This window comes from Pseudomonas silensiensis, assembly GCF_050434865.1.
In the GTDB taxonomy this organism is placed as follows: domain Bacteria; phylum Pseudomonadota; class Gammaproteobacteria; order Pseudomonadales; family Pseudomonadaceae; genus Aquipseudomonas; species Aquipseudomonas fluorescens_W.
In genome coordinates, this window is the sequence record NZ_JBNDJH010000014.1 from 32,303 (window position 1) to 55,795 (window position 23,493).

The window sequence follows — 23,493 nt, forward strand, 5'->3', positions numbered from 1 at the left end:
CTGAACCAATGATCAGCGAAGCCTAGGTTGATTCTCCTCCAGAGTGCAAGGCGTACGGGCGACAGTGGTCTTGCCGAGCATTTGAACAATCGTGCGGATCAGCCAACAGGCGAGGATAAAAGGCGCCGTCAGCGTTGGCAGACCGATGGCGGCAAACACCGGCGTCAGCAACAGCGCTGATGCAATACCGACCAGCGGCAGCCAAGGCTTCTGGCGCTGCGGGCTGAAGGCGAGGGCGGCGAGTACGGCGTTGTAGCCACCGAGGCCGATCAATGCGGTATAGACGTCGTGATGCAGCATGCTCCAGCCCATGCCCGCGACAGACGCCAACAACGCCCAGCAGAATGCGCGGCGATCAGCGATCAGCAAGCCCACGGCAATCATCGCACCGGCCAGCGGATGACCGAGGAACATCACCTGGCCGAGGCCTTTGAGTGGTGCGGCGAGCATGTTCAGCGTATTGATTTCGATCAGGTGCGCATTTGTCGAGGGCGTGGCGAAGCACAACAGCAACCAGCCCAGCCCCACGAAGGGCGCCGTATAGGCAGGCAGGTATTGGCTGACCCGGACGCGTTTGAGCCACTGTTGAGTGACCATCGCACTCAGGCCGCCCGCGGCAATGATCAGCGGCGGCAACATTGCTGACCACGGGAAGTAGAGGCTCAGCAGCAAACCGAGCAAGACACCGTTGTAACTGAACAGCCCGGCCTGACGATCGGCCTTGGCATAACCGCGTCGTTGCGCGGTGAGCAGCCCGGCGACACCGCCTAGCAGTGCACCGCCGAGCAGGGCGGGCGCGGTGAAAAGAATGGCCAGCAGGCACAGCAGACCGCACAGCGGATGACGCTGGAGAAAAATCTGGCTGAAGCCGTTGAGCAGGGCAGTAGCCCAGTCGGGGCAGTGGGTGTTGAAGTGGTTGGCAGGCATGATGAAGTCTGGGGGCAGAGGAAAATCAAAAGGTCTTGCACAAACTCTGTGGCGAGGGAGCTTGCTCCCGCTGGGCTGCGAAGCGGCCCCAAATTCAGCGAATGCGGTCTTTCTGTTGGAACCGTCATGCTAAAGCGACGACTGCTTCGCAGCCGAGCGGGAGCAAGCTCCCTCGCCACAGGAGTCTTTAGATCAATGTTTCGATACGCAAAGAGTTAGTCGACCCAGGCTGCCCAAACGGCACACCCGCCGTGATCAATAAAGTATCCCCGCGTTGCGCCATGCCCTGGGCCTGGGCAATTTCCAGCGCCGTCGAGCACACCTCATCCACCTGCCGCAGCCGATCATTGACCACCGAGTGCACGCCCCACGCCACCGTCAACCGGCGAGCGGTTTGCAGGTTCGGCGTCAGGTTGAGGATCGGCACCGTCGGCCGTTCCCGCGCCGCACGCAAACTCGACGTGCCGGATTCGCTGTAATTCACCAGCACCGCCACCGGCAGCACATTGCTGATACGGCGAATCGCGCAGCTGATCGCATCGGAAACAGTCGCTTCAGCCTTAGGCCGGCTCACGTCCAGTTGCGCCTGATAGTCCGGGCCGTTTTCCACCTGACGAATGATCTTGCTCATCATCTGCACAGCTTCCAGCGGGTACTCGCCAGAGGCAGTTTCTGCCGACAACATCACCGCATCCGCACCTTCGGCCACGGCGTTGGCAACGTCGGTCACCTCGGCACGGGTCGGGGCAGGGGAGAAGCGCATCGACTCCAGCATCTGCGTCGCCACCACCACCGGTTTGCCGAGCTGACGGCAGATGCTGATGATGTTTTTCTGAATCTGCGGCACGCTTTCGGCCGGCACTTCCACGCCCAGGTCACCGCGAGCAACCATGATCGCGTCGCTCAATTCGGCGATCTCACGCAGTTGCGTCACTGCCGATGGCTTCTCGATCTTGGCCATCAAAAACGCTTTGTCGCCGATCAGTTCGCGCGCCTCGCGGATGTCTTCCGGACGCTGCACAAACGACAGCGCGACCCAGTCCACACCCAGCTCCAGACCGAAGCTCAAATCACGACGGTCCTTGGCGGTCAGCGGGCTCAGTTCCAGCACCGCTTGAGGCACGTTCACGCCTTTGCGATCCGAGAGTTCGCCGCCATTGAGCACGGTGGTGTCGATGGCGTCGGAATATTTGGTGACCACGCGAAGACGCAGCTTGCCGTCGTCCAGCAGCAGGTCCATGCCCGGTTCGAGCGCAGCGATGATTTCCGGGTGAGGCAGGTTGACCCGGCGTTCATCACCCGGCGTCGGGTCAAGATCCAGACGCAGTGCCTGACCGCGATGCAGTTGCACCTTGCCCTCGCTGAACTTGCCGACCCGCAGTTTCGGGCCTTGCAGGTCCATCAGAATGCCCAGCGGATAATTCAGCTGGCGCTCGACTTCACGAATCCACTGATAGCGCTGAGCGTGGTCGGCGTGATCGCCATGGCTGAAGTTCAGGCGAAAGATGTTGACCCCGGCCTGCACCAGCTCACGGATGTCGTCGATCCCGTTAGTGGCAGGACCGAGGGTGGCGAGGATTTTAACCTTCTTGTCAGGCGTCATTTTTAGGGCTCTCGAGAATCAGGATGGCACGGAAGTCGTTGACGTTGGTGCGGGTCGGTTCAGTGACGATCAGCGCGTCCAGCGCCTCGAAATAGCCGTAGCCATTGTTGTTGTCCAACTCGTCGCTGGCGCTCAGGCCGAGGGCGGCGGCGCGGGCGTAGCTGTCCGGGGTCATGATTGCGCCGGCGTTGTCTTCGGAGCCGTCGATGCCATCGGTGTCGCCGGCCAGCGCGTAGACGCCGGGCAGGCCTTTGAGGTTGTCGGTCAGGCTCAGCAGGAATTCGGCGTTGCGTCCGCCACGGCCATTGCCGCGTACGGTGACCGTGGTTTCACCGCCCGAGAGGATTACGCAGGGCGCCGCCAATGGCTGACCGTGCAGCACGACCTGACGGGCGATACCGGCGTGCACCTTGGCCACTTCGCGGGATTCGCCTTCCAGGTCGCCGAGGATCAGCGGACTGAAACCGGCCTGACGCGCTTTCACCGCAGCGGCTTCAAGCGACTGCTGCGGACGGGCGATCAACTGGAAGTGACTGCGCGCCAGGCTCGGATCGCCGGGTTTGACCGTCTCTGATTCCGGGCTCAGCAGCCAGTTGCGCACCGAGGCCGGGACTTCGATGTTGTAGCGCTTGAGGATCGCCAGTGCTTCGGCGGAGGTGCTCGGGTCGGCCACGGTAGGGCCGGAGGCGATGACCGTGGCGAGGTCGCCCGGTACATCGGAAATCGCATAGGTATAAACAGTGGCAGGCCAGCAGGCTTTGCCGAGGCGGCCGCCCTTGATCGCCGAGAGGTGCTTGCGGACGCAATTCATCTCGCCAATGGTGGCGCCGGATTTGAGCAGGGCTTTGTTGATCGACTGCTTGTCGGCCAGGGTGATGCCAGCCGCGGGCAACGCCAGCAGGGCAGAGCCGCCGCCCGAGAGCAGGAAGATCACACGGTCGTCTTCAGTCAGATTGCTGACCAGTTCCAACACGCGCTTGGCGACCGCCAGACCGGCAGCGTCAGGCACCGGGTGAGCGGCTTCCACCACTTCGATTTTTTCACACGGGGCGCCGTGACCGTAACGCGTCACCACTAAACCTGATACTTCGCCCTGCCAGCAACGCTCCACCACTTGGGCCATGGCCGCGGCGGCTTTGCCGGCGCCGATGACGATCACCCGACCGCTGCGGTCTTTGGGCAAATGGGCTTCGAGGACTTGCTGCGGATGGGCCGCGTCGATGGCTGTGGCAAACAGCTCGCGCAGGAATTGTTGCGGATTGACCGACATGGCGGGCTCCCGGAATTCTTGTTATTCGAAAGGGCACACAGATCACTGTAGGAGTGAGCCTGCTCGCGATTCAGGCGGCGCGGTGTGTCAGGTACACCGCGCTGATTCCATCGCGAGCAGGCTCACTCCTACAGGGTGGGGCAGGGCTTACTTATCGCGAATCGAGAAATTCGCCATGTGTTCCAGGCCCTTGATCAGCGCCGAGTGGTCCCAGTTGCTGCCACCGATCGCTGCGCAGGTGCTGAACACTTGCTGGGTGTTGGCGGTGTTCGGCAGGTTGATGCCCAGCTCTCGTGCGCCGGCCAGGGCCAGGTTCAGGTCCTTTTGGTGCAGGCTGATGCGGAAGCCTGGGTCGAAGGTGCCTTTGATCATGCGCTCGCCGTGCACTTCGAGGATCTTCGACGATGCGAAGCCGCCCATCAGTGCTTCACGGACCTTGGCAGGATCGGCACCGTTTTTCGACGCAAACAGCAGGGCTTCGGCCACGGCCTGGATGTTCAGCGCCACGATGATCTGGTTCGCCACTTTGGCGGTTTGACCGTCGCCGTTGCCGCCCACCAGGGTGATGTTCTTGCCCATCGCCTGGAACAGCGGCAGCACGCGTTCGAAGGCATCCGCATCGCCGCCGACCATGATGCTCAGGGTCGCGGCCTTGGCGCCGACTTCACCGCCGGACACCGGCGCGTCGAGGTACTGAGCGCCTTTTTCGTTGATCTTGGCAGCGAAGGCTTTGGTGGCCGTCGGCGAGATCGAACTCATGTCGATCACGACTTTGCCTTTGCCAACACCGGCCGCAACACCGTCTTCGCGGAACAGCACGTCGTCTACCTGCGGGGTATCCGGCACCATGACGATGATGAATTCGGCTTCTTGCGCGACTTCTTTCGGGTTCGCCAAGGCAACGGCGCCACCGGCAATCAGGTCAGCAGGCGCAGCGTCGTGGTGCGCCGACAGGAACAGGCTGTGACCGGCTTTCTGCAGGTTCAACGCCATTGGGTGGCCCATGATGCCGGTGCCGATAAATCCGATTTTAGCCATGAGAAATTCCTCTTGTTTTTGTGTTGCTCAAGCAAATAGGTGCGGAGCTTTTTGTAGGAGTGAGCCTGCTCGCGATTCAGGCGCTGCGGTACATCAGGTGTACCAAGGTGAATTCATCGCGAGCAGGCTCACTCCTACAGGGGATCTGTGTCAGATCGCGTTATGCGTTTTGAGCCAGCCAAGGCCCGCTTCGGTGGTGGTCAGCGGTTTGTATTCGCAGCCAACCCAACCCTGATAACCGATGCGGTCCAGGTGTTCGAACAGGAAGCGGTAGTTGATTTCACCGGTACCCGGTTCGTTGCGCCCAGGGTTATCGGCCAACTGGATGTGGTTGATCTCGCCCAGGTGCGCAGCCATGGTGCGGGCCAGGTCGCCCTCCATGATTTGCATGTGGTAGATGTCGTATTGCAGGAACAGGTTGGCGCTGCCGACCTGTTCGCGAATCGACAGGGCTTGCGCGGTGTTGTTCAGGTAGAAACCCGGAATGTCGCGGGTGTTGATCGCTTCCATCACCAGTTTGATGCCCGCGGCTTGCAGCTTGTCGGCGGCGTATTTGAGGTTGGCGACGAAGGTTTTTTCCACGGTGGCATCGTCGATGCCTTGCGGACGAATACCGGCCAGGCAGTTGACCTGGGTGTTGCCCAACACTTTCGCGTAAGCAATCGCCAGGTCGACACCGGCGCGGAACTCTTCAACCCGGTCCGGCAGGCACGCGATACCGCGTTCGCCCTTGGCCCAGTCACCGGCCGGCAGGTTGAACAACACTTGGGTCAAGCCATTGGCATCAAGCTTGGCCTTGATCTCGGCGGAGCTGAAATCGTAAGGGAACAGGTATTCGACACCACTGAAGCCGGCCTTGGCGGCAGCTTCAAAACGGGCAAGAAAATCCTGCTCGGTGAACAGCATGGACAGGTTGGCTGCGAAACGCGGCATGGTGGTCTCCTGTGAAAAATAGGTGCCTGTAGCAGCTGCCGAGGCACGAGGCTGCGTTGGGCTGCGAAGCGGCCCCGACGGCGGTCCTGCGGACACGCAACGCAGCCTCGTGCCTCGGCAGCTGCTACAGGTATCAGGTCAACTTAATCAAGCAACGAAATGGCGGTCGGCGCATCGTTGCCGACCAGCGCCAGGTCTTCGAATTCGTTGACGGCGTTGATCTCGGTACCCATGGAAATGTTGGTCACGCGCTCCAGAATGATTTCGACGATCACCGGCACCTTGAACTCTTCGATCAGCTCCTGAGCCCTGCGCAGGGCAGGCTGGATCTGACCTGGTTCGAACACACGCAGCGCCTTGCAACCCAGGCCTTCGGCCACCGCGACGTGGTCCACACCGTAACCGTTGAGTTCCGGAGCGTTCAGGTTGTCGAAGGACAGCTGCACGCAGTAATCCATGTCGAATCCGCGCTGAGCCTGACGGATCAGCCCCAGGTACGAGTTGTTCACCACCACGTGGATGTACGGCAGCTTGAACTGCGCGCCCACCGCCAACTCTTCGATCATGAACTGGAAGTCATAGTCGCCCGACAGTGCCACGACCTTGCGAGTCGGATCAGCCTTGACCACGCCCAGCGCTGCCGGAATGGTCCAGCCCAGAGGGCCTGCTTGACCGCAGTTGATCCAGTGACGTGGCTTGTAGACGTGCAGGAACTGCGCGCCGGCAATCTGCGACAGACCGATGGTGCTGACGTAGCAGGTGTCTTTGCCGAACACCTGGTTCATCTCTTCGTAAACCCGTTGCGGCTTGACCGGCACGTTGTCGAAGTGAGTCTTGCGCTGCAGGCTGGATTTGCGCTGCTGGCAGTCTTGCAACCAGGCGCTGCGGTTTTTCAGCTTGCCGGCGGCTTGCCATTCGCGAGCGACTTCGATGAACACGGTCAGCGCGGCAGCGGCGTCGGAAACGATGCCCAGGTCCGGGGTGAACACGCGGCCGATCTGGGTCGGTTCGATGTCAACGTGAATGAACTTGCGGCCTTCGGTGTAAACGTCGATCGAACCGGTGTGACGGTTGGCCCAACGGTTACCGACACCCAGCACCAGGTCGGACTTGAGCATCGTGGCGTTGCCGTAGCGGTGCGAGGTTTGCAGACCGACCATGCCGACCATCAACGGGTGATCGTCCGGAATGGTGCCCCAGCCCATCAGGGTCGGGACCACCGGAATACCGGTCAGCTCGGCAAATTCCACCAGCAACTCGCTGGCGTCGGCATTGATGATGCCGCCACCGGCCACCAGCAACGGACGCTCGGCCTGGTCGAGCATGGCCAGGGCCTTCTCGATTTGCACGCGGTTAGCGGTTGGCTTGGCCAGCGGCAGTGGTTCGTAGGCGTCGATGTCGAATTCGATTTCAGCCATCTGCACGTCGAACGGCAGATCGATCAGCACCGGGCCCGGACGGCCGGAGCGCATTTCGTAGAAGGCTTTCTGGAACGCGTAAGGCACCTGGCCCGGCTCCATGACGGTGGTTGCCCACTTGGTCACTGGCTTGACGATCGAGGTGATGTCGACAGCCTGGAAGTCTTCCTTGTGCATACGGGCGCGGGGTGCCTGGCCGGTAATGCAAAGAATCGGGATCGAGTCGGCCGAGGCGCTGTAAAGCCCGGTGACCATGTCGGTCCCGGCAGGGCCGGAAGTGCCGATGCACACGCCGATGTTGCCGGCCTTGGTGCGGGTGTAGCCCTCGGCCATGTGCGAGGCGCCTTCAACGTGGCGAGCAAGGACGTGATCGATGCCACCGACCTTCTGCAAGGCGGAGTACAGCGGGTTGATCGCGGCGCCGGGGATGCCAAAAGCGGTATCAACCCCTTCACGGCGCATCACCAGAACGGCGGCTTCGATTGCTCTCATTTTGCTCATGGTTTTGTGCCTCTTACGTTTTGTAATTGTATACAAGTGGCTTTGCGCAGAGTGTATTCACGGCGGACGGCGCAGGTCAATCCATTTTCTCAAGCGGCCGTTTCATTCGTCGGAAGCCCAATCTACTGTGGCTTTTCGTCGAATGTGGCGCTTTTCGAAAATTATTGTATACAAAAAAATAACTCATTGTGTTCTATTTGTTGCATCGGACTTCTGAGCAAAACGCAGTCCAGCAGCTTTCCCTATAACAAAATGAGGACGGCACCATGAGCGCTTTAACCTTGAAAGTCGCAGTCAACCTGGCCAATCAGGCTATCTCCGCAGGGCGTGCAATCTCGGCGGCTCCATTGACCATCGCAGTACTGGATGCGGGTGGACACTTGGTCGCCCTGCAGCGTGAAGACGGCGCCAGCCTGCTGCGCCCGCAGATCGCCATCGGCAAAGCCTGGGGCGCCATCGCCCTGGGCAAAGGCTCACGCCTGCTGGCGCTGGACGCACAACAACGACCGGCGTTTATCGCCGCTTTGAACAGTCTGGGGCAGGGCAGCGTCGTCCCGGCACCGGGCGGAGTCTTGATTCGGGATCAGGACGGGAATGTGCTGGGGGCGGTGGGTATCAGCGGTGATCTTTCTGATGTTGATGAGCAATGTGCAATCAACGCGATTGAGGCGTCGGGGTTGCGGGCGGATGCGGGGGTGAGTGCTTGACCTTCAGCGCCTGAACAAATGTCATCGCGAGCAGGCTCGCTCCTACAGGTTTTGTGGTCGGACACAAATTGTCTGACTGCTGGAATCCCCTGTAGGAGTGAGCCTGCTCGCGATAGCTGTCTACCAGACACATCCAGCCAATAGTTTGCCCCACCCACTTCAATCCATAGAGCTAGCCTTCTCATGACCTGATCACGGGAGGCTAAGGAATGCCGGATTTACCTGCCGCAAATCGATTGCGAATCGGTCGCTATGCCGAAGCCAGTCGAATTTATCTGTTAACCACCAACACAGTTCACAGAACCCCGGTTTTCAAGGATTTCACCTTGGGCCGGCTGGTGGTCGATCAATTTCGCAATGCACAGAATCTAGGCTTTGCGAACTCGTTGGCTTGGGTGGTCATGCCAGATCATTTTCATTGGTTGATTGAGTTGCAAAAGGGATCTTTGAGTGAGCTGATGCAAAAAACCAAGTCGATGAGCACCAAAGCCATAAAGCAGTCTACCGGTCGAAGCACCAGTCTCTGGCAGAGAGGATTTCATGATAGGGCGCTGCGGCGGGAAGAGGATTTGGTGAAGCTGGCTCGATATGTAGTAGCCAACCCGTTGCGGGCTGGACTGGTCGAGAAGCTTGGCGACTATCCGTTGTGGGATGCTGTTTGGGTTTGAGCTGAAATCGAGTTGCCTTCATCGCGAGCAGGCTCGCTCCTACAAGGAAATGTAATTCAATGCGGGAGCTGGCTTGCCAGCGATGGCCGCGCCGCGGTTTAACGGTCCGGCTCACACCCCTTGAGCACCAACCGGATAATCGTCTGCGCCGCCGCTTCATAGTCGGCCTCATCGAGTTTGGCCTTTCCGGTCACCGCGGAAATCTGCCAGTCGAAGTCGGCATAGGTCTGGGTCGCGGCCCAGATGCTGAACATCAGGTGGTTGGGGTCGATCGGGGCGATCTGGCCGCGGTCGATCCAGGTCTGGATGCAGTCGATGTTGTGCTTGGCCTGGCCGTTGAGCCGTTCAACCAGATCAGCGCTCAGGTGCGGGGCGCCGTGCATGATTTCGCTGGCGAACACCTTGGAGGCGAAAGGAAGGTCGCGAGAGATGCGGATTTTCGAGCGGATGTAGCTGCTCAGTACGTCACTCGGCACGCCGTCGGCGTTAAACGGTGTCGAGGCCTGCAGAATCGGTTCGATGATGCTTTCCAGGACCTCGCGGTAGAGGTTTTCCTTGGATTTGAAATAGTAGTAGACGTTGGGCTTGGGCAATCCCGCCTTGGCTGCGATGTCACTGGTTTTGGTCGCAGCGAAGCCCTTGTCGGCAAATTCTTCACTGGCGGCACGCAGGATCAGTTCTTTGTTGCGCTCGCGGATGGTGCTCATAAACCAGGGGGTTCCTTGCCTGTTCTGGCGGTTGCGCATGGTAGCACCGGCCTCGCGCGGCGCTCAAGAATGCCCCGTGCGGCACCCGGCCGCGTTATGCTGCGCGGCATCCATTCAAGAAGGAAACCTGATTCATGGCAGGAAGCAGTTTGCTGTTGCTGATCGACGACATCGCCGCGGTACTCGACGATGTGGCGTTGATGACCAAAATGGCCGCCAAGAAGACTGCCGGTGTGCTCGGCGACGATCTGGCGCTCAATGCCCAACAGGTTTCCGGTGTGCGCGCCGAGCGGGAAATCCCGGTGGTGTGGGCGGTGGCCAAGGGCTCCTTTCTCAACAAGCTGATCCTGGTGCCCTCGGCGTTGGCCATCAGCGCGTTCATTCCCTGGCTGGTCACACCGTTGTTGATGATCGGCGGCGCGTATCTGTGTTTCGAAGGTTTCGAGAAACTGGCCCATAAATTCCTGCACAGCGAGGCTGAAGACCAGGCCGAGCATGCAGAGCTGGTCGAGGCCGTGGCTGATCCGGCGGTCGATCTGGTGGCGTTCGAGCAGGACAAGATCAAAGGCGCCATCCGCACCGACTTCATTCTCTCTGCAGAAATCATCGCAATCACCCTGGGCACCGTGGCGGATGCCTCGCTGACCCAACAAGTCATCGTGCTTTCGGGCATTGCCATCGTCATGACCATCGGCGTGTATGGCCTGGTGGCCGGCATCGTCAAACTCGACGACCTCGGCTTGTGGCTGACTCAGAAGCCTGGACAGATCGCTAAAAGCATTGGCGGCGGGATCCTGCGTGCGGCTCCGTACATGATGAAAAGCCTGTCGGTGATCGGCACGGCAGCGATGTTCCTGGTGGGTGGTGGAATTCTCACCCACGGCGTGCCGGTGGTTCATCACTGGATTGAGAGCGTCAGCGCAGGGGCGGGCGGTGCCGGTTTTATCGTGCCGACGTTGCTGAATGCGGTGGCGGGGATTGTGGCAGGGGCCATTGTGTTGGCCGGTGTTATGGCCGTGAGCAAAATCTGGAAAGCAGTGAAAGTTTAAGAAAATCTAGATACCCACATTTCTTTCAGATTGTTCCTACAAGCCCATTTTTGATGTTCTCGTAAACTTCGCCTCCCTATTTGGGTTGCAATGGCCTGAATGGGTTTTCTGATTGTGAAGGGGGGTAGGGATGAAATGGTATTTGCAAGCTTTCAAGAAATACGCAACGTTTGGAGGCAGAGCGAGCAGGAAAGAGTTCTGGATGTTTTTTCTCATTGATAACTGCTTAATTGCACTTTGGCTAGGTATCGGGATTTGGTTGGGGTTGTTGGGAGAGCGAGCATATCTGTTGATCTACACCGCGTATGCGCTTTGCTCTGCTTGCCCTCGATTGGCGATTACCTGGCGGCGGTATCATGACCTTAACAAAAGCGGGCTCAACTTCTTCTGGCTAATCATCCCTCTCATTGGATTTATCATGTTTTTGATTTCAATGGGGACACGGGGAAATAAGGGCGAAAATGACTACGGGGCGGATCCGAAGGAATCGCAAGTTGTTCATGGGTAACTGACCTAGCTCAAAAAAAGGCCATTCGATTCGCATCGAATGGCCTTTTTTTGTTGCCGATGAATTACTCGGCGATCTGCAACTTGCGCGACTCGGTGTACACGTAGCGCACTTTCTCGTACTCGAACGGCGAGTTCAGCTTGCCATAGCGGAAGCTGTTCTGGTGACGCTTGTCGATGCCACGCAGGACCCAGATTTCCGGATGGTTTTCGCTGACTTCGGCGACGTTCAGGAAGTTGATCGCCGATTCCGCGCTGAAGTCCACCACCAGGCCACCGGTGTCGCGGAGGTTCGAAGGGCCGAGGATCGGCAACACGAAGTAGGCGCCGCTGGGTACACCATAGAAGCCCAGTGTCTGGCCGAAGTCTTCGTTCTGGCGCGGCAGACCCATGGCGGTCGCCGGATCCCACAAGCCGGCGATGCCGACGGTGGTATTGAGCAGCAGGCGCGCGGTGGTTTCCATCGAGCGCTGACCCTTGAACTGCAGCAAGCTGTTCAACAGGTTCGGCACATCACCGAGGTTGTTGAAGAAGTTGCTGACACCGGTGCGCAGGAAACTCGGCGTGATGTAGCGATAGCCATCGACCACTGGCAGGAACACCCATTGGTCGAAGCGGTAGTTGAAGTGGTAGACGCGGCGGTTCCACTCTTCCAGCGGGTCGTAGACGGCCAGCGCGCTAAGCGTCGAACGTTCGAACTCGCGCTGATCCAGGCCCGGGTTGAATTTGAGCTTGCTCAGAGGCTCCTTGAAGCCGTCACTGTCAATCACAACCGGTGCATTGGCTTTGCTGTTGTCGGCATTGGCGACGCCTGCACAGAGTAACGCGGCGATAAGCAGGAGATATTTAGCCACGGAAGAACTCCAGCATGGCGTCGCTGTTGACGCGGTAATTAAGGTTGCCGCAATGGCCGCCCAGCGGGTAAATGGTCAAACGATCGCCAAAGGTCTTGCGCAGGAAACCAAGGTCGCCAGGGCCGAGAATCACGTCGTCGGCGTTGTGCATGACGGCGATTTTCGGGCTGTCGTGCAGGTAATCCTTGAGTGCATACAAACTGACCTGGTCGATCAGTTGCAGCAGGCTGCCGCCGTCGGTGCGGGCGCGCCACATCGGGATGACCTGTTCGGTGATGTAACAGTCGAAGTCGCACTGCAGCGCGCGTTTGAGGAACGGCGTGAGGGTGGTGCCTTCGGTGATCGGGTATTTCGGTGGAGTGATCAGGCCGCGACGGTTGATCAAGTCCGAGGTGAAGGCAATGTCGGCAGCCGAGAAGCGGAACGAAGTGCCGATCAACATGGCCATCTGTTCGTTGCTCAGGTGTTGCTTGGACTGCTGGAAGTCGTAGAGCAGCGCATCGTTGAGGTCGATGTAGCCTTTCTGCTGGAAGTAACGGGTCAGTTTGTCCAGCACCAGCTCGTAGAAAGTGGTGGTGTTGTTGATGCCCTTGACCTCGGTCTGGACGAGCTTGTCCAGGTTGGTAATCGAGGTGTAGAGGTTGACCGGCGGGTTGAGCAGCAAGACTTTCTTGAAGTTGAAGCTGCGGCGGGTTTCGTCCAGGTGCGCGACAAATGCCGCGTCCAGTGCGCCCAGGCTGTAGCCGGTCAGGTAGTAATCAGTGACGGGCACTTTCGGGTTTTGTGCCCGCACGGCCTGCATCACACGGTACATGTCTTCGGCGTCTTCTTTGGTGATGCCGGGTGTGGCGAAGCGTGAGGCGGCACTCATGAAATCGAAGCTGGTGGGCGACGACAGTTGCACCACGTGGTAGCCGGCCTTGTAGTAGAGCTTTTTCAGGTACTCATTGATGCTGCTGTCATAGCGCGCGCCGGTGCCGGCGATCAGGAAGATCAGCGGTGCGGCTTTTTCTTGTGTGGCGATGCGGTAGGTGAGCTTTTTCACCGGCCAGAAGTTGTCCGGCAGGTCGAACTCACGTTCCGGGCGCAACCTGACGCTGCGGTCGGTCTGATTGATGTCGTCATCCAGCGGCAACTCCGGGCGCAAGTCCGGCGGTGTCGTGGCAATGGTCGCCTCGAACGGGTTGGTCAAGGGGTAGCCATAACTGGCAGCGTCGATATCGACGGCCAGTGCGGACGCACTCAAAATAAGGCCGCCAAACAGGGCGGCGAAGCGCAAGGAACGGAGCATGACTAGATCCCTTAGAGAAAGGTGCCAAATGAAGTTCGCAGGCTATGACCACGGGGTTTGCGCCAAAGTGCCATGGGTCGGCACCAATCAGGCCTAATTTCGAGGTAATAGTAGCTGGACGATACACTTTGCAGAGATTTCGTGGCCAATTATCTGTCACGCGCGTTTGCTTACCGCTGGCGGGGGATTAAGCTGGCCGCCGTTTTCGTTTATTGGAGTGCTTCATGTCCCGCCGTCTGCCTGTGATTCTGCTGCTCGTTCTCCTGCCGTTATGGCTGGCCGCCAGTTATGGCGCGCGTTATGGCTTTATGGAGGATGCTCAATGGGTCGGCGTCTGCGTGGACGAAGCGAGCCGCTGGGAATGCCAGGTTCGTTCGAGCCTGGGCTTGATGATTCACTTCAACGTATTGGGCTTCGCGGCATTGGCGGCAGCCGTTATCGGTTTTGTGCTGCCGGGCCGGGCCGGGTGGTGGTTGGCGGTGCTGGCGCTGGTGTTCGGGTTTCCGGCGTTGGCGTTGTACAACACGACTTTGGCGGTGTTTGCGGTGGTGATTGCTGGATTGCGGTTGGTCCGGGCGTCTCGTAGCGTCTGATGTTCCGTCTTCGCGAGCAAGCCCGCACACATTTGACCGCATTCTCATGTGGGAGCGGGCTTGCTCGCGAAGAGGTCGGCAGCAGCAATGAAGATCAGCCCTTGCGAACCCGCAAACTGCGCCACAACGCTGCAACCATCAACACACTCACCAGCGCCCAACCCCAGGCCTGCTGATTCTGCAACCCTTCACGATAAAGCTGCGGCGCAATGCCGGTGCCGATGATGAAGGTCAGCAGGGCAATTTCCCGACGCGGCACGCTCACCGGGCGGCACAGATAGACCAGCGCCGGCAGGATGAATGCGACACTCGGGAAGCTGCGATAACGCGGATCGAACACCAGCTCCAGCATCATCACCGCAGCGGCAAAACCTGCCGCGGCGAGCAACCAGCCTGCCCGACGTTCCAGCGTATTGAACGCGCGTCCGCGCCAGCCAGTGCGAGCGCTCAGGGTCAGTGCCGCATGGGCCAGCACCAACACGTTCAACGCCGTCAGCAAAGCGACCCACAACCACTCACTGCCAAACCGCGTAGTGACACGGGCCAGGTCGCCCCAGGCGCCAATCGAGCAAGCGGCCAGCGCACCCAGCAGCGGTAGAACCAGCGCTGCGCGAGTACTGCGGACACGGCCGCCGAGGAATAGCGTGCCAAGGAAGATCAAACCACCCACTGCCAGCCACTGCGTCCAGTAAGGCACGTTCGACACCGGACCGGCGAGCACGCCCTTGTCCTGGCGATCGGCATCGAACAGCCCCCAGTAACCACCGACTGCACCTTCGCTGGCGCGTTTCCACGGCTGGTCGAAGGCTTCGATCAGGTTGTAATGCCAGCCTTGCTGCTCCGCCATGATGACAAAAGCGCGAATGAACTTGGCTTCATTGACCCGGCTCGGCAGGGCGGTTTCACGCTGACGGCCTTCGCTGGGCCAGCCGGTTTCGCCAATCATCACGTCCTTGGGTGCAAACTTGTTGCCGAACACCTGACGTACTTCGGCCACATGCTGCAGGGCGGCATCGATGTTCGATGGGTCATCTTCCCAGTACGGCAACAAGTGGATGGTCAGGAAATCCACCGCCGGGGCGACTTCCGGGTGCTTGAGCCAGAACTCCCAGACGTCGGCGTAAGTGACAGGCTGTTTGACCTGGCTTTTGACTTTACTGATGAGCTTGGCCAGCTGCGCGCCAGTGACTTCCTTGCGCAACAGGGTTTCGTTGCCGACGATCACCGAGGTGACCACGTCCGCGTTGGCGTTGGCCGAGGCGATCAGCAGGTCGACTTCCTTGGCGGTGTCCACCGGGTTGCTGTTGACCCAGGCTCCGATCATCAGTTTCAGCCCGTGCTTGCGCGCCAGGTCGGGCAGGGCCTCGAGGCCGGTCATGGAATAGGTGCGGATGCATTCGAAGCTTTTGGCCAGCAGCGCGAGGTCGGCGTCCATGCGCTCGGGGCGCAGCTTGAACGGCTGATCGAACGGCGATTGGTCCTTGTCGAACGGGGTATAGGAGGCGCATTGCAGCTTGTGAGTCGCGCTGGCCACGTCCGGCAACACCACCGGTTTACCGAGGCCGTACCAGAAGCCACCCAGGGCAAAAAGCCCCAGCAGGCAGGCGAATAGATAAGCAAAAAAAGGAAAGCGGGATGTCGCGGGCATGGTCAGGCCGTCTGGGAGCAAAGCCGCGCATGTTACCTTCATTTGCCGCGTGCTTGGTGGCCTGCATACTTTTGACATGCAATGTTTGGGCGGATTGGCCGGCGGACCTCTGGTGGTCTAGATTAATGGCGTTCTGATGTCGTTTCTCGATGCCTTGAGGTCGCTGGCAGAGAAGGTCGCCATTGTCGTGAGGTTGATTATCAGGGCGTCAGTACTCCGCTGATGTTCGGACGAGTTTGCGGTGGGCGTGATGGGGGCGCTGTGCACCATAACAATACGTTGACGCGACTCGGCATCCGTCGAGCGCAGCACTTTCGGGGAAGTAACGATGAAGATGCGACGACTCTTGGGCGCGGGTGCCGCTTTGGTGCTGGCGATCAGTTCTACTGTAGCCAGCGCCGAAGGCAAGGCAGTGACTATCGGTTATGTCGACGGCTGGTCGGACAGTGTTGCCACGACCAACGTGGCCGCTGAAGTGATCAGGCAGAAACTCGGTTATGACGTGAAACTGCAAGCAGTTGCCACCGGGATCATGTGGCAGGGCGTGGCCACTGGCAAACTCGATGCCATGATGTCTGCGTGGCTGCCTGTGACTCATGGTGAATACTGGACCAAGAATAAAGATCAAGTCGTCGATTACGGTCCGAACTTCAAGGACGCGAGAATCGGCCTGATCGTGCCGGAGTACGTCAAAGCTAAAAGTATTGCCGATCTGAAAACCGACGACAGCTTCAAAGATCGTATCGTCGGCATCGACGCCGGTTCGGGCGTAATGCTCAAGTCCGAACAGGCAATCAAGGACTACGATCTGACCGGCTATCAACTCAAGGCCAGTTCCGGCGCCGGCATGATTGCCGAGCTGACCCGTGCCGAGAAGAAAAACGAATCCATTGCTGTTACCGGCTGGGTGCCGCACTGGATGTTCGCCAAGTGGAAACTGCGCTTCCTGGACGACCCGAAAGGCGTTTATGGCGCGGCTGAAACTGTAAACAACATCGGCAGCAAAGATCTGGCAACCAAGGCTCCGGAAGTTGCCAAGTTCATGAAGAACTTCCAGTGGGCGTCGAAAGACGAAATCGGCGAAGTCATGTTGGCCATTCAGGATGGTGCCAAGCCAGAAGCCGCCGCCAAGGATTGGGTGGCCAAACACCCGGAACGCGTTGCAGACTGGACCAAATGATTTGAGCTGACGCGTCTGGTCAGTACCTTACAGGGCCGCTTGGTATCACTGCCAAGCGGCCTTTTGCATTCCCGGATTCTTGTAGATAGAAGATGGGTGTATAGCAGGCTAATTAATATGTGCTGAAAAAAGGCAAAACCGTCATGTCGTTCTAATACTAAGGTCGTCTGGAACCAGTTCCGTAGCCGCATAGAGTGGATAACGTTCCAACTTCATCTGTGCTGCGAGGATAAAAACAATGAACGACAGCATTTACCTCTCGATTCAAAACAGCCCGCGCTTCAAGGAGCTGGTTAGTAAGCGAGAAAGGTTCGCCTGGATTCTTTCGGCGATCATGCTTGGGCTTTACTCCGGATTCATTCTTTTGATTGCTTACGGGCCGCATATTCTGGGGGCGAAAATCAGCCCCGAGTCTTCGATTACCTGGGGGATACCGATTGGTGTCGGGCTGATTCTCTCGGCCTTTATCCTGACTGCAATCTACGTACGACGCGCCAATGGCGAATTCGACGACCTGAACAATGCGATTCTCAAGGAGGCTCAGCAATGATCCGGCGTCTAATGGCTCTATTGAGCATCGCAGCCTTTGCACCTGGCGCCTGGGCAGGTGAAGCCCTGACCGGCGAAGTGCACAAACAACCGCTCAACGTTTCCGCGATCCTGATGTTCGTCGCGTTCGTTGGCCTGACCCTGTGCATCACCTACTGGGCCTCCAAGCGCAACAATTCGGCGGCTGACTACTATGCGGCGGGTGGCAAGATCACCGGCTTCCAGAACGGTCTGGCGATTGCCGGTGACTACATGTCGGCGGCGTCCTTCCTGGGTATTTCCGCCCTGGTGTTCACCTCTGGCTACGACGGCCTGATCTACTCGATCGGGTTCCTGGTGGGCTGGCCGATCATTCTGTTCCTGATCGCCGAGCGCCTGCGTAACCTGGGTAAATACACCTTTGCCGACGTGGCGTCCTATCGCCTTGGGCAAACCCAGATCCGCACGCTGTCCGCTTGCGGCTCGCTGGTGGTGGTGGCGTTCTACCTGATCGCGCAAATGGTCGGTGCCGGCAAGCTGATTCAGCTGCTGTTCGGTCTCGACTACTACGTTGCCGTGATCCTGGTCGGTATCCTGATGTGCATGTACGTGTTGTTCGGCGGCATGCTGGCGACCACTTGGGTGCAGATCATCAAGGCAGTGTTGCTGCTGTCCGGTGCTACGTTCATGGCACTGATGGTCATGAAGCATGTCAACTTCGACTTCAGCTTGCTGTTTTCAGAGGCGATCAAGGTTCACCCTAAAGGTGAAGCGATCATGAGCCCGGGCGGGCTGGTGAAAGATCCTGTTTCGGCATTCTCGCTTGGCCTGGCACTGATGTTCGGTACCGCTGGCCTGCCGCACATTCTGATGCGCTTCTTCACCGTGAGTGATGCGAAAGAAGCTCGCAAGAGCGTGCTGTATGCAACCGGCTTCATTGGTTACTTCTACATCCTGACGTTCATCATCGGCTTCGGCGCGATCCTGCTGGTCAGCACCAACCCTGCCTTTAAAGATGCGGCTGGCGCGCTGTTGGGCGGCAACAACATGGCGGCGGTGCACCTGGCCAACGCGGTGGGTGGCAGTATCTTCCTGGGCTTCATCTCGGCGGTGGCGTTCGCGACCATTCTGGCAGTTGTTGCCGGTCTGACGCTGGCCGGTGCTACAGCGGTGTCCCACGACCTTTACGCGAGTGTGATCAAGAAGGGCAAAGCCAACGACAAGGATGAGATCCGCGTCTCGAAAATCACCACCATCTGTCTGGGTGTGTTGGCGATCGGTCTGGGCATTCTGTTCGAAAGCCAGAACATCGCGTTCATGGTAGGCCTGGCGTTCTCCATCGCGGCGAGCTGTAACTTCCCGGTGCTGCTGCTTTCCATGTACTGGAAGAAGCTGACCACACGTGGTGCGATGATTGGCGGCTGGTTGGGTCTGATCAGTGCTGTTGGTTTGATGGTTCTTGGGCCAACCATTTGGGTGCAGATCCTGCATCACGAGAAGGCTATCTTCCCGTATGAGTACCCGGCGCTGTTCTCCATGGCCATTGCGTTTATCGGGATCTGGTTCTTCTCGGTCACTGACAAGTCCACAGCGGGTGTTAATGAGCGCGCGCTGTTCTTCCCGCAGTTTGTTCGTTCGCAGACTGGTTTGGGGGCGAGTGGGGCGGTTGCTCACTAAGGCTTCAGGTTTGTTTGTGTAAGTTGCGTTGAATAGAAATGCCCTGGTCGAGAGATTGGGGCATTTTTTTTGTTGGGCGGTTTGATTGTGTACATATCCAACAAAAATCCCAGTCGGCCCTAAGGCCGCTGCGCCCGCACAAACAAAAACGGCCTCTATATAAATAGAGGCCGTTCCCGGTGCAGCGTACAACTCAAGACGTTATCGCAAGACAGGTCTTATTTGCGGTCTTCCAGCTTGGTGATGTCACGCGACTCGTAGCCGGTGTACAGCTGGCGCGGACGGCCAATCTTGTACGGGCTGGAGAGCATTTCTTTCCAGTGGGAGATCCAGCCGACGGTCCGCGCCAAAGCGAAGATCACGGTGAACATGCTGGTTGGAATGCCGATCGCCTTGAGGATGATCCCCGAGTAGAAATCGACGTTCGGGTACAGCGAGCGTTCGATGAAGTACGGGTCGGTCAGGGCGATCTCTTCCAGGCGCATGGCCAGTTCGAGTTGCGGATCGTTGGTGATCCCCAGTTCCTTCAGCACTTCGTCGCAGGTCTGCTTCATGACGGTTGCGCGTGGGTCGCGGTTTTTGTAAACCCGGTGACCGAAGCCCATCAGCTTGAACGGATCGTTCTTGTCCTTGGCCTTGGCGATGTACTTGTCGATGTTCGACACATCGCCAATTTCATCGAGCATGGTCAGAACAGCTTCGTTCGCGCCGCCGTGGGCAGGGCCCCACAGTGCAGCGATGCCGGCGGCGATACAGGCGAACGGGTTGGCACCCGAAGAGCCGGCCAGGCGTACGGTGGACGTCGATGCGTTCTGCTCGTGGTCGGCATGGAGGATGAAGATCTTGTCCATGGCGTTGGCGAGTACCGGGCTGATCGGTTTGATCTCGCACGGGGTGTTGAACATCATGTGCAGGAAGTTTTCCGCGTACGTCAGGTCGTTGCGCGGGTACATCATGGGTTGACCCATGGAGTACTTGTAAACCATCGCTGCCAGGGTTGGCATCTTGGCAACCAGACGGATCGCGGAAATTTCGCGATGCTGCGGGTTATTGATGTCCAGGGAGTCGTGGTAGAAGGCCGAGAGGGCGCCGACTACGCCGCACATGACGGCCATCGGGTGGGCGTCGCGACGGAAACCGTTGAAGAACGTCTTCAGCTGCTCGTGAACCATGGTGTGGTTTTTCACGGTGCTGACGAACTGGGCCTTCTGTTCTGCGGTCGGCAATTCGCCGTTGAGCAGCAGATAGCAGGTTTCCAGGTAGTCCGACTTTTCAGCCAACTGTTCGATCGGGTAGCCGCGGTGCAGCAGGATGCCGTTGTCGCCGTCAATATAGGTGATCTTCGACTCGCAGGAAGCTGTCGACATGAAACCAGGGTCAAAGGTGAAACGGCCCGTGGCCGTCAGGCCCCGAACATCGATAACATCGGGACCAACGGTGCCGGTTAAAATGGGCAGCTCGACGGGGGCTGCGCCCTCGATGATCAACTGCGCTTTTTTGTCAGCCATGTGGCCTCCTATTTATGCTTGAAATCATCAGACAGACCCCCCACGCAGGGCCCGCACCACTATAGTGAGATAAATTCGAATGTCAATTTGCCTAAAGTCTTGCTCCAGAAGGCTTTAACCGGACTTTTTCCTCGAAATTGACTGCCATTTACGCCTTTTATCCAACTTGTGCAATGCGCTATTAGGGGAAGGTGAACGCGTTGTCATTAGTAGCCTAACTGTCTATACTCGGCCTCCGACCGCCAGGGGCTTTTGGGCCTGCTTTACTGGGGGTCGCACTCCCTGGGTGGTGGGTACCTGACCAGTGCACTCCCCAACAACTTTGCCCTGATTGTTAGGGGCTCTTCAGTGTGAAAAAAAGCCGTGAATAGCCAACGACCTGTAAACCTAGACCTAAGGACCATCAAACTCCCAGTCACTGCTTACACGTCCATTCTTCACCGAATCTCCGGAATCATCCTCTTCGTCAGCCTGGCCATCATGCTTTATGCATTGGACAAGTCGCTCGACTCGGAAGAAGGCTTCGGTCAGGTGAAAGCGTGTCTGACCAGTCCGCTAGCCAAGCTAGTGATTTGGGGCATCCTGTCCGCCTTGCTGTATCACTTGGTTGCCGGTGTGCGCCACTTGATGATGGACATGGGCATCGGCGAGTCGCTTGAAGGCGGCAAACTGGGCTCGAAAATCGTTATCGCCGTTTCCGTGGTGGTAATCGTTCTGGCAGGAGTTTGGATATGGTAACTAACGTCACGAACCTGTCGCGTTCGGGCCTCTATGACTGGATGGCACAACGTGTGTCTGCGGTCGTTCTCGCGGCTTACTTCATTTTCCTGATCGGATACGTCGTTGCCCATCCTGGCATCGGCTACGCCCAATGGCATGAACTGTTCGCAAGCAACTGGATGCGTATTTTCAGTCTCCTGGCCCTCGTTGCCCTCGGCGCTCACGCCTGGGTCGGCATGTGGACCATCGCGACCGACTACCTGACGCCTATGGCGTTCGGCAAGTCCGCGACTGCAATACGTTTCCTCTTCCAGGCAGTATGCGGCGTCGCGATGTTCGCGTACTTCGTCTGGGGTGTGCAGATTCTTTGGGGTATCTGATTCATGTCTACTACAGTTAATACGCTTTCGTTCGACGCCATCATTATTGGCGGCGGCGGTGCCGGCATGCGCGCTGCGCTGCAACTGGCACAAGGTGGTCACAAGACTGCCGTAGTTACCAAGGTTTTCCCGACTCGCTCGCACACTGTATCCGCCCAGGGTGGCATCACCTGCGCCATCGCGTCCGCTGATCCGAACGATGACTGGCGCTGGCACATGTACGATACCGTCAAGGGTTCCGACTATATCGGTGACCAGGACGCTATCGAATACATGTGTTCCGTAGGCCCGGAAGCGGTCTTCGAGCTCGAGCACATGGGCTTGCCGTTCTCCCGTACCGAACAAGGTCGCATCTATCAGCGTCCGTTCGGCGGTCAGTCGAAAGACTTCGGTAAAGGTGGCCAGGCTGCCCGTACGTGCGCCGCTGCCGACCGTACCGGTCACGCACTGCTGCACACCCTGTACCAGGCCAACCTCAAGGCCGGCACCGTATTCCTCAACGAATACTACGGCGTCGACCTGGTGAAGAACGAAGACGGTGCCTTTGTCGGCATGATCGTCATCTGCATCGAAACCGGCGAAACTTCCTACGTCCGCGCTAACGCCACCGTACTGGCGACTGGCGGTGCAGGTCGTATCTACTCGTCCACCACCAATGCCCTGATCAACACCGGTGACGGCGTCGGCATGGCTCTGCGTGCTGGCGTGCCGGTACAAGACATTGAAATGTGGCAGTTCCACCCGACCGGCATCGCTGGCGCTGGTGTACTGGTGACTGAAGGCTGCCGCGGTGAAGGCGGTTACCTGATCAACAAGCACGGCGAGCGTTTCATGGAGCGTTATGCTCCGAACGCCAAAGACCTTGCTGGTCGTGACGTTGTTGCTCGCTCGATGGTTAAAGAAATCATCGCCGGCAACGGTTGCGGTCCGGATGGCGACCACGTAATGCTGAAACTCGATCACCTTGGTGAAGAAGTTCTGCACAGCCGTCTGCCAGGCATCATGGAACTGTCCAAGACCTTCGCCCACGTCGATCCAGCCGTGGCGCCGATTCCGGTCGTTCCAACCTGCCACTATATGATGGGCGGCGTTGCCACCAACATTCATGGCCAGGCAATCACTCAGGACGCAGACGGCGTTGACCAGATCATCCCTGGTCTGTTCGCAGTAGGCGAAGTGGCGTGCGTTTCGGTTCACGGTGCCAACCGTCTGGGCGGCAACTCGCTGCTCGACCTGGTGGTATTCGGCCGTGCGGCCGGCCTGTTCCTGGAACAGACCCTGAAAGAAGGCGTCGACTACACCCGCGCTCGCCAGTCCGACATCGACGCTGCCCTGGCACGTCTCGATGGCCTGAACTCGCGTACCGAAGGCGAAGACGTCGCCACCCTGCGTAAAGAACTGCAAAGCTGCATGCAGAACTACTTCGGTGTATTCCGTACCGGCGAATACATGCAGAAGGGTATTGCCCAGCTGGCTGATCTGCGTGGCCGTATCGCCAACGTCAAGATCAACGACAAGAGCCAGGCGTTCAACACCGCTCGTATCGAAGCTCTGGAATTGCAGAACCTGCTGGAAGTGGCCGAAGCTACCGCCATCGCCGCAGAGATCCGCAAAGAGTCCCGCGGCGCTCACGCCCGTGAAGACTACGAAGACCGCGACGACGAAAACTGGCTGTGCCACACCCTGTACTTCCCGGGTGACAAGCGCGTAACCAAGCGTGCTGTGAACTTCTCGCCGAAGACTGTTCCGACTTTTGAACCTAAGATTCGGACTTATTAAGGGTGGC

At 58.5% G+C, this 23,493-nt stretch carries 22 protein-coding genes; 11 read left to right on the plus strand and 11 right to left on the minus strand.

What is annotated here, in order from left to right:
* Positions 1-12: 12 nt before the first annotated feature.
* From QF010_RS20040 to gcl, 6 genes are all read right to left on the minus strand, one after another.
* Positions 13-927, minus strand: coding sequence for an urea transporter (locus QF010_RS20040; protein ID WP_429533770.1), 915 nt, complete (start codon positions 925-927; stop codon positions 13-15).
* Between the two features lie 187 nt (positions 928-1,114).
* Positions 1,115-2,530 carry a pyruvate kinase gene (gene pyk / locus QF010_RS20045; RefSeq protein WP_429533771.1) on the minus strand — a complete coding sequence of 472 codons (1,416 nt, stop codon included), beginning with the start codon at positions 2,528-2,530 and terminating at the stop codon, positions 1,115-1,117.
* On the minus strand, positions 2,520-3,800 hold the full coding sequence (locus tag QF010_RS20050; RefSeq protein ID WP_429533772.1) for a glycerate kinase type-2 family protein: 1,281 nt from the start codon (positions 3,798-3,800) through the stop codon (positions 2,520-2,522). Before QF010_RS20050 ends, pyk begins: the two co-directional genes overlap by 11 nt.
* A gap of 147 nt (positions 3,801-3,947) precedes the next feature.
* The gene (locus QF010_RS20055) at positions 3,948-4,838 is read right to left on the minus strand and encodes a 2-hydroxy-3-oxopropionate reductase (protein WP_033056043.1); all 891 of its coding nucleotides are present in this window, start codon (positions 4,836-4,838) and stop codon (positions 3,948-3,950) included.
* A gap of 150 nt (positions 4,839-4,988) precedes the next feature.
* On the minus strand, positions 4,989-5,771 hold the full coding sequence (gene hyi, locus QF010_RS20060) for a hydroxypyruvate isomerase (protein ID WP_046046339.1): 783 nt from the start codon (positions 5,769-5,771) through the stop codon (positions 4,989-4,991).
* 143 nt (positions 5,772-5,914) lie between these two features.
* Positions 5,915-7,690, minus strand: coding sequence for a glyoxylate carboligase (gcl, locus tag QF010_RS20065; protein WP_033056046.1), 1,776 nt, complete (start codon positions 7,688-7,690; stop codon positions 5,915-5,917).
* A 266-nt stretch (positions 7,691-7,956) separates the two neighbouring features.
* Here gcl and QF010_RS20070 point away from each other — a divergent pair, with 266 nt between their 5' ends.
* Together QF010_RS20070 and QF010_RS20075 are read left to right on the plus strand one after the other, a co-directional pair.
* Complete coding sequence (locus QF010_RS20070) at positions 7,957-8,397, plus strand: GlcG/HbpS family heme-binding protein (protein WP_429533773.1); 441 nt, start codon at positions 7,957-7,959, stop codon at positions 8,395-8,397.
* A gap of 209 nt (positions 8,398-8,606) precedes the next feature.
* Positions 8,607-9,065 (plus strand): REP-associated tyrosine transposase, encoded by a 459-nt coding sequence (locus QF010_RS20075; RefSeq protein WP_033056048.1) that lies wholly within the window; start codon positions 8,607-8,609, stop codon positions 9,063-9,065.
* Positions 9,066-9,163: 98 nt separating this feature from the next.
* On the opposite strand, the gene QF010_RS20080 is transcribed toward QF010_RS20075, so the two are convergent.
* The gene (locus tag QF010_RS20080) at positions 9,164-9,772 is read right to left on the minus strand and encodes a TetR/AcrR family transcriptional regulator (RefSeq protein ID WP_033056049.1); all 609 of its coding nucleotides are present in this window, start codon (positions 9,770-9,772) and stop codon (positions 9,164-9,166) included.
* A gap of 134 nt (positions 9,773-9,906) precedes the next feature.
* Here QF010_RS20080 and QF010_RS20085 point away from each other — a divergent pair, with 134 nt between their 5' ends.
* Both QF010_RS20085 and QF010_RS20090 read left to right on the plus strand, forming a co-directional pair.
* Complete coding sequence (locus tag QF010_RS20085; RefSeq protein WP_429533774.1) at positions 9,907-10,821, plus strand: DUF808 domain-containing protein; 915 nt, start codon at positions 9,907-9,909, stop codon at positions 10,819-10,821.
* A gap of 130 nt (positions 10,822-10,951) precedes the next feature.
* On the plus strand, positions 10,952-11,329 hold the full coding sequence (locus QF010_RS20090) for a DUF805 domain-containing protein (protein WP_429533775.1): 378 nt from the start codon (positions 10,952-10,954) through the stop codon (positions 11,327-11,329).
* Between the two features lie 64 nt (positions 11,330-11,393).
* On the opposite strand, the gene QF010_RS20095 is transcribed toward QF010_RS20090, so the two are convergent.
* Both QF010_RS20095 and QF010_RS20100 read right to left on the minus strand, forming a co-directional pair.
* Positions 11,394-12,182, minus strand: a complete 789-nt coding sequence (locus QF010_RS20095) for an MlaA family lipoprotein (RefSeq protein ID WP_033056052.1) — start codon at positions 12,180-12,182, stop codon at positions 11,394-11,396.
* Positions 12,175-13,473, minus strand: coding sequence for a serine/threonine protein kinase (locus QF010_RS20100; protein ID WP_033056053.1), 1,299 nt, complete (start codon positions 13,471-13,473; stop codon positions 12,175-12,177). Before QF010_RS20100 ends, QF010_RS20095 begins: the two co-directional genes overlap by 8 nt.
* 224 nt (positions 13,474-13,697) lie before the next feature.
* Between QF010_RS20100 and QF010_RS20105 the strand changes: the two genes are divergently transcribed.
* The gene (locus QF010_RS20105; RefSeq protein WP_429533776.1) at positions 13,698-14,066 is read left to right on the plus strand and encodes a hypothetical protein; all 369 of its coding nucleotides are present in this window, start codon (positions 13,698-13,700) and stop codon (positions 14,064-14,066) included.
* Between the two features lie 94 nt (positions 14,067-14,160).
* On the opposite strand, the gene QF010_RS20110 is transcribed toward QF010_RS20105, so the two are convergent.
* Complete coding sequence (locus QF010_RS20110) at positions 14,161-15,756, minus strand: glycoside hydrolase family 17 protein (RefSeq protein ID WP_429533777.1); 1,596 nt, start codon at positions 15,754-15,756, stop codon at positions 14,161-14,163.
* Positions 15,757-16,042: 286 nt separating this feature from the next.
* Between QF010_RS20110 and QF010_RS20115 the strand changes: the two genes are divergently transcribed.
* The 3 genes from QF010_RS20115 to QF010_RS20125 all read left to right on the plus strand — a co-directional run bounded on the left by QF010_RS20115 (position 16,043) and on the right by QF010_RS20125 (position 19,099).
* Positions 16,043-16,894: a glycine betaine ABC transporter substrate-binding protein gene (locus QF010_RS20115; protein ID WP_429533778.1), complete on the plus strand. Its 852-nt coding sequence runs from the start codon at positions 16,043-16,045 to the stop codon at positions 16,892-16,894.
* A 238-nt stretch (positions 16,895-17,132) separates the two neighbouring features.
* Entirely contained in the window at positions 17,133-17,444 is a 312-nt protein-coding gene (locus QF010_RS20120) for a DUF485 domain-containing protein (protein WP_017337238.1), read from the plus strand.
* Positions 17,441-19,099, plus strand: a complete 1,659-nt coding sequence (locus tag QF010_RS20125) for a cation acetate symporter (protein WP_429533779.1) — start codon at positions 17,441-17,443, stop codon at positions 19,097-19,099. The genes QF010_RS20120 and QF010_RS20125 overlap by 4 nt, the downstream gene beginning before the upstream one ends.
* A 218-nt stretch (positions 19,100-19,317) precedes the next feature.
* Here QF010_RS20125 and gltA read toward each other — a convergent pair whose 3' ends face one another.
* The gene (gene gltA / locus QF010_RS20130) at positions 19,318-20,607 is read right to left on the minus strand and encodes a citrate synthase (RefSeq protein WP_008148584.1); all 1,290 of its coding nucleotides are present in this window, start codon (positions 20,605-20,607) and stop codon (positions 19,318-19,320) included.
* Between the two features lie 363 nt (positions 20,608-20,970).
* Between gltA and sdhC the strand changes: the two genes are divergently transcribed.
* The 3 genes from sdhC to sdhA are packed head-to-tail and all read left to right on the plus strand — an operon-like array spanning position 20,971 to position 23,486.
* A complete protein-coding gene (gene sdhC / locus QF010_RS20135) occupies positions 20,971-21,345 on the plus strand; it encodes a succinate dehydrogenase, cytochrome b556 subunit (protein ID WP_082555868.1) in 375 nt (124 codons plus the stop codon).
* Positions 21,339-21,707 (plus strand): succinate dehydrogenase, hydrophobic membrane anchor protein, encoded by a 369-nt coding sequence (gene sdhD / locus QF010_RS20140; RefSeq protein ID WP_027922414.1) that lies wholly within the window; start codon positions 21,339-21,341, stop codon positions 21,705-21,707. Before sdhC ends, sdhD begins: the two co-directional genes overlap by 7 nt.
* Before the next feature lie 3 nt (positions 21,708-21,710).
* On the plus strand, positions 21,711-23,486 hold the full coding sequence (gene sdhA / locus QF010_RS20145) for a succinate dehydrogenase flavoprotein subunit (RefSeq protein WP_429533780.1): 1,776 nt from the start codon (positions 21,711-21,713) through the stop codon (positions 23,484-23,486).
* Positions 23,487-23,493: the final 7 nt, after the last annotated feature.

Bases quoted from the DNA above. Each gene is read 5' to 3' on its own strand.
- QF010_RS20040 (WP_429533770.1), bottom strand. From the start codon at position 927: ATGCCTGCCAACCACTTCAACACCCACTGCCCCGACTGGGCTACTGCC.
- pyk (WP_429533771.1), bottom strand. From the start codon at position 2,530: ATGACGCCTGACAAGAAGGTTAAAATCCTCGCCACCCTCGGTCCTGCC.
- QF010_RS20050 (WP_429533772.1), bottom strand. From the start codon at position 3,800: ATGTCGGTCAATCCGCAACAATTCCTGCGCGAGCTGTTTGCCACAGCC.
- QF010_RS20055 (WP_033056043.1), bottom strand. From the start codon at position 4,838: ATGGCTAAAATCGGATTTATCGGCACCGGCATCATGGGCCACCCAATG.
- hyi (WP_046046339.1), bottom strand. From the start codon at position 5,771: ATGCCGCGTTTCGCAGCCAACCTGTCCATGCTGTTCACCGAGCAGGAT.
- gcl (WP_033056046.1), bottom strand. From the start codon at position 7,690: ATGAGCAAAATGAGAGCAATCGAAGCCGCCGTTCTGGTGATGCGCCGT.
- QF010_RS20070 (WP_429533773.1), top strand. From the start codon at position 7,957: ATGAGCGCTTTAACCTTGAAAGTCGCAGTCAACCTGGCCAATCAGGCT.
- QF010_RS20075 (WP_033056048.1), top strand. From the start codon at position 8,607: ATGCCGGATTTACCTGCCGCAAATCGATTGCGAATCGGTCGCTATGCC.
- QF010_RS20080 (WP_033056049.1), bottom strand. From the start codon at position 9,772: ATGAGCACCATCCGCGAGCGCAACAAAGAACTGATCCTGCGTGCCGCC.
- QF010_RS20085 (WP_429533774.1), top strand. From the start codon at position 9,907: ATGGCAGGAAGCAGTTTGCTGTTGCTGATCGACGACATCGCCGCGGTA.
- QF010_RS20090 (WP_429533775.1), top strand. From the start codon at position 10,952: ATGAAATGGTATTTGCAAGCTTTCAAGAAATACGCAACGTTTGGAGGC.
- QF010_RS20100 (WP_033056053.1), bottom strand. From the start codon at position 13,473: ATGCTCCGTTCCTTGCGCTTCGCCGCCCTGTTTGGCGGCCTTATTTTG.
- QF010_RS20105 (WP_429533776.1), top strand. From the start codon at position 13,698: ATGTCCCGCCGTCTGCCTGTGATTCTGCTGCTCGTTCTCCTGCCGTTA.
- QF010_RS20110 (WP_429533777.1), bottom strand. From the start codon at position 15,756: ATGAAGGTAACATGCGCGGCTTTGCTCCCAGACGGCCTGACCATGCCC.
- QF010_RS20115 (WP_429533778.1), top strand. From the start codon at position 16,043: ATGAAGATGCGACGACTCTTGGGCGCGGGTGCCGCTTTGGTGCTGGCG.
- QF010_RS20120 (WP_017337238.1), top strand. From the start codon at position 17,133: ATGAACGACAGCATTTACCTCTCGATTCAAAACAGCCCGCGCTTCAAG.
- QF010_RS20125 (WP_429533779.1), top strand. From the start codon at position 17,441: ATGATCCGGCGTCTAATGGCTCTATTGAGCATCGCAGCCTTTGCACCT.
- gltA (WP_008148584.1), bottom strand. From the start codon at position 20,607: ATGGCTGACAAAAAAGCGCAGTTGATCATCGAGGGCGCAGCCCCCGTC.
- sdhD (WP_027922414.1), top strand. From the start codon at position 21,339: ATGGTAACTAACGTCACGAACCTGTCGCGTTCGGGCCTCTATGACTGG.
- sdhA (WP_429533780.1), top strand. From the start codon at position 21,711: ATGTCTACTACAGTTAATACGCTTTCGTTCGACGCCATCATTATTGGC.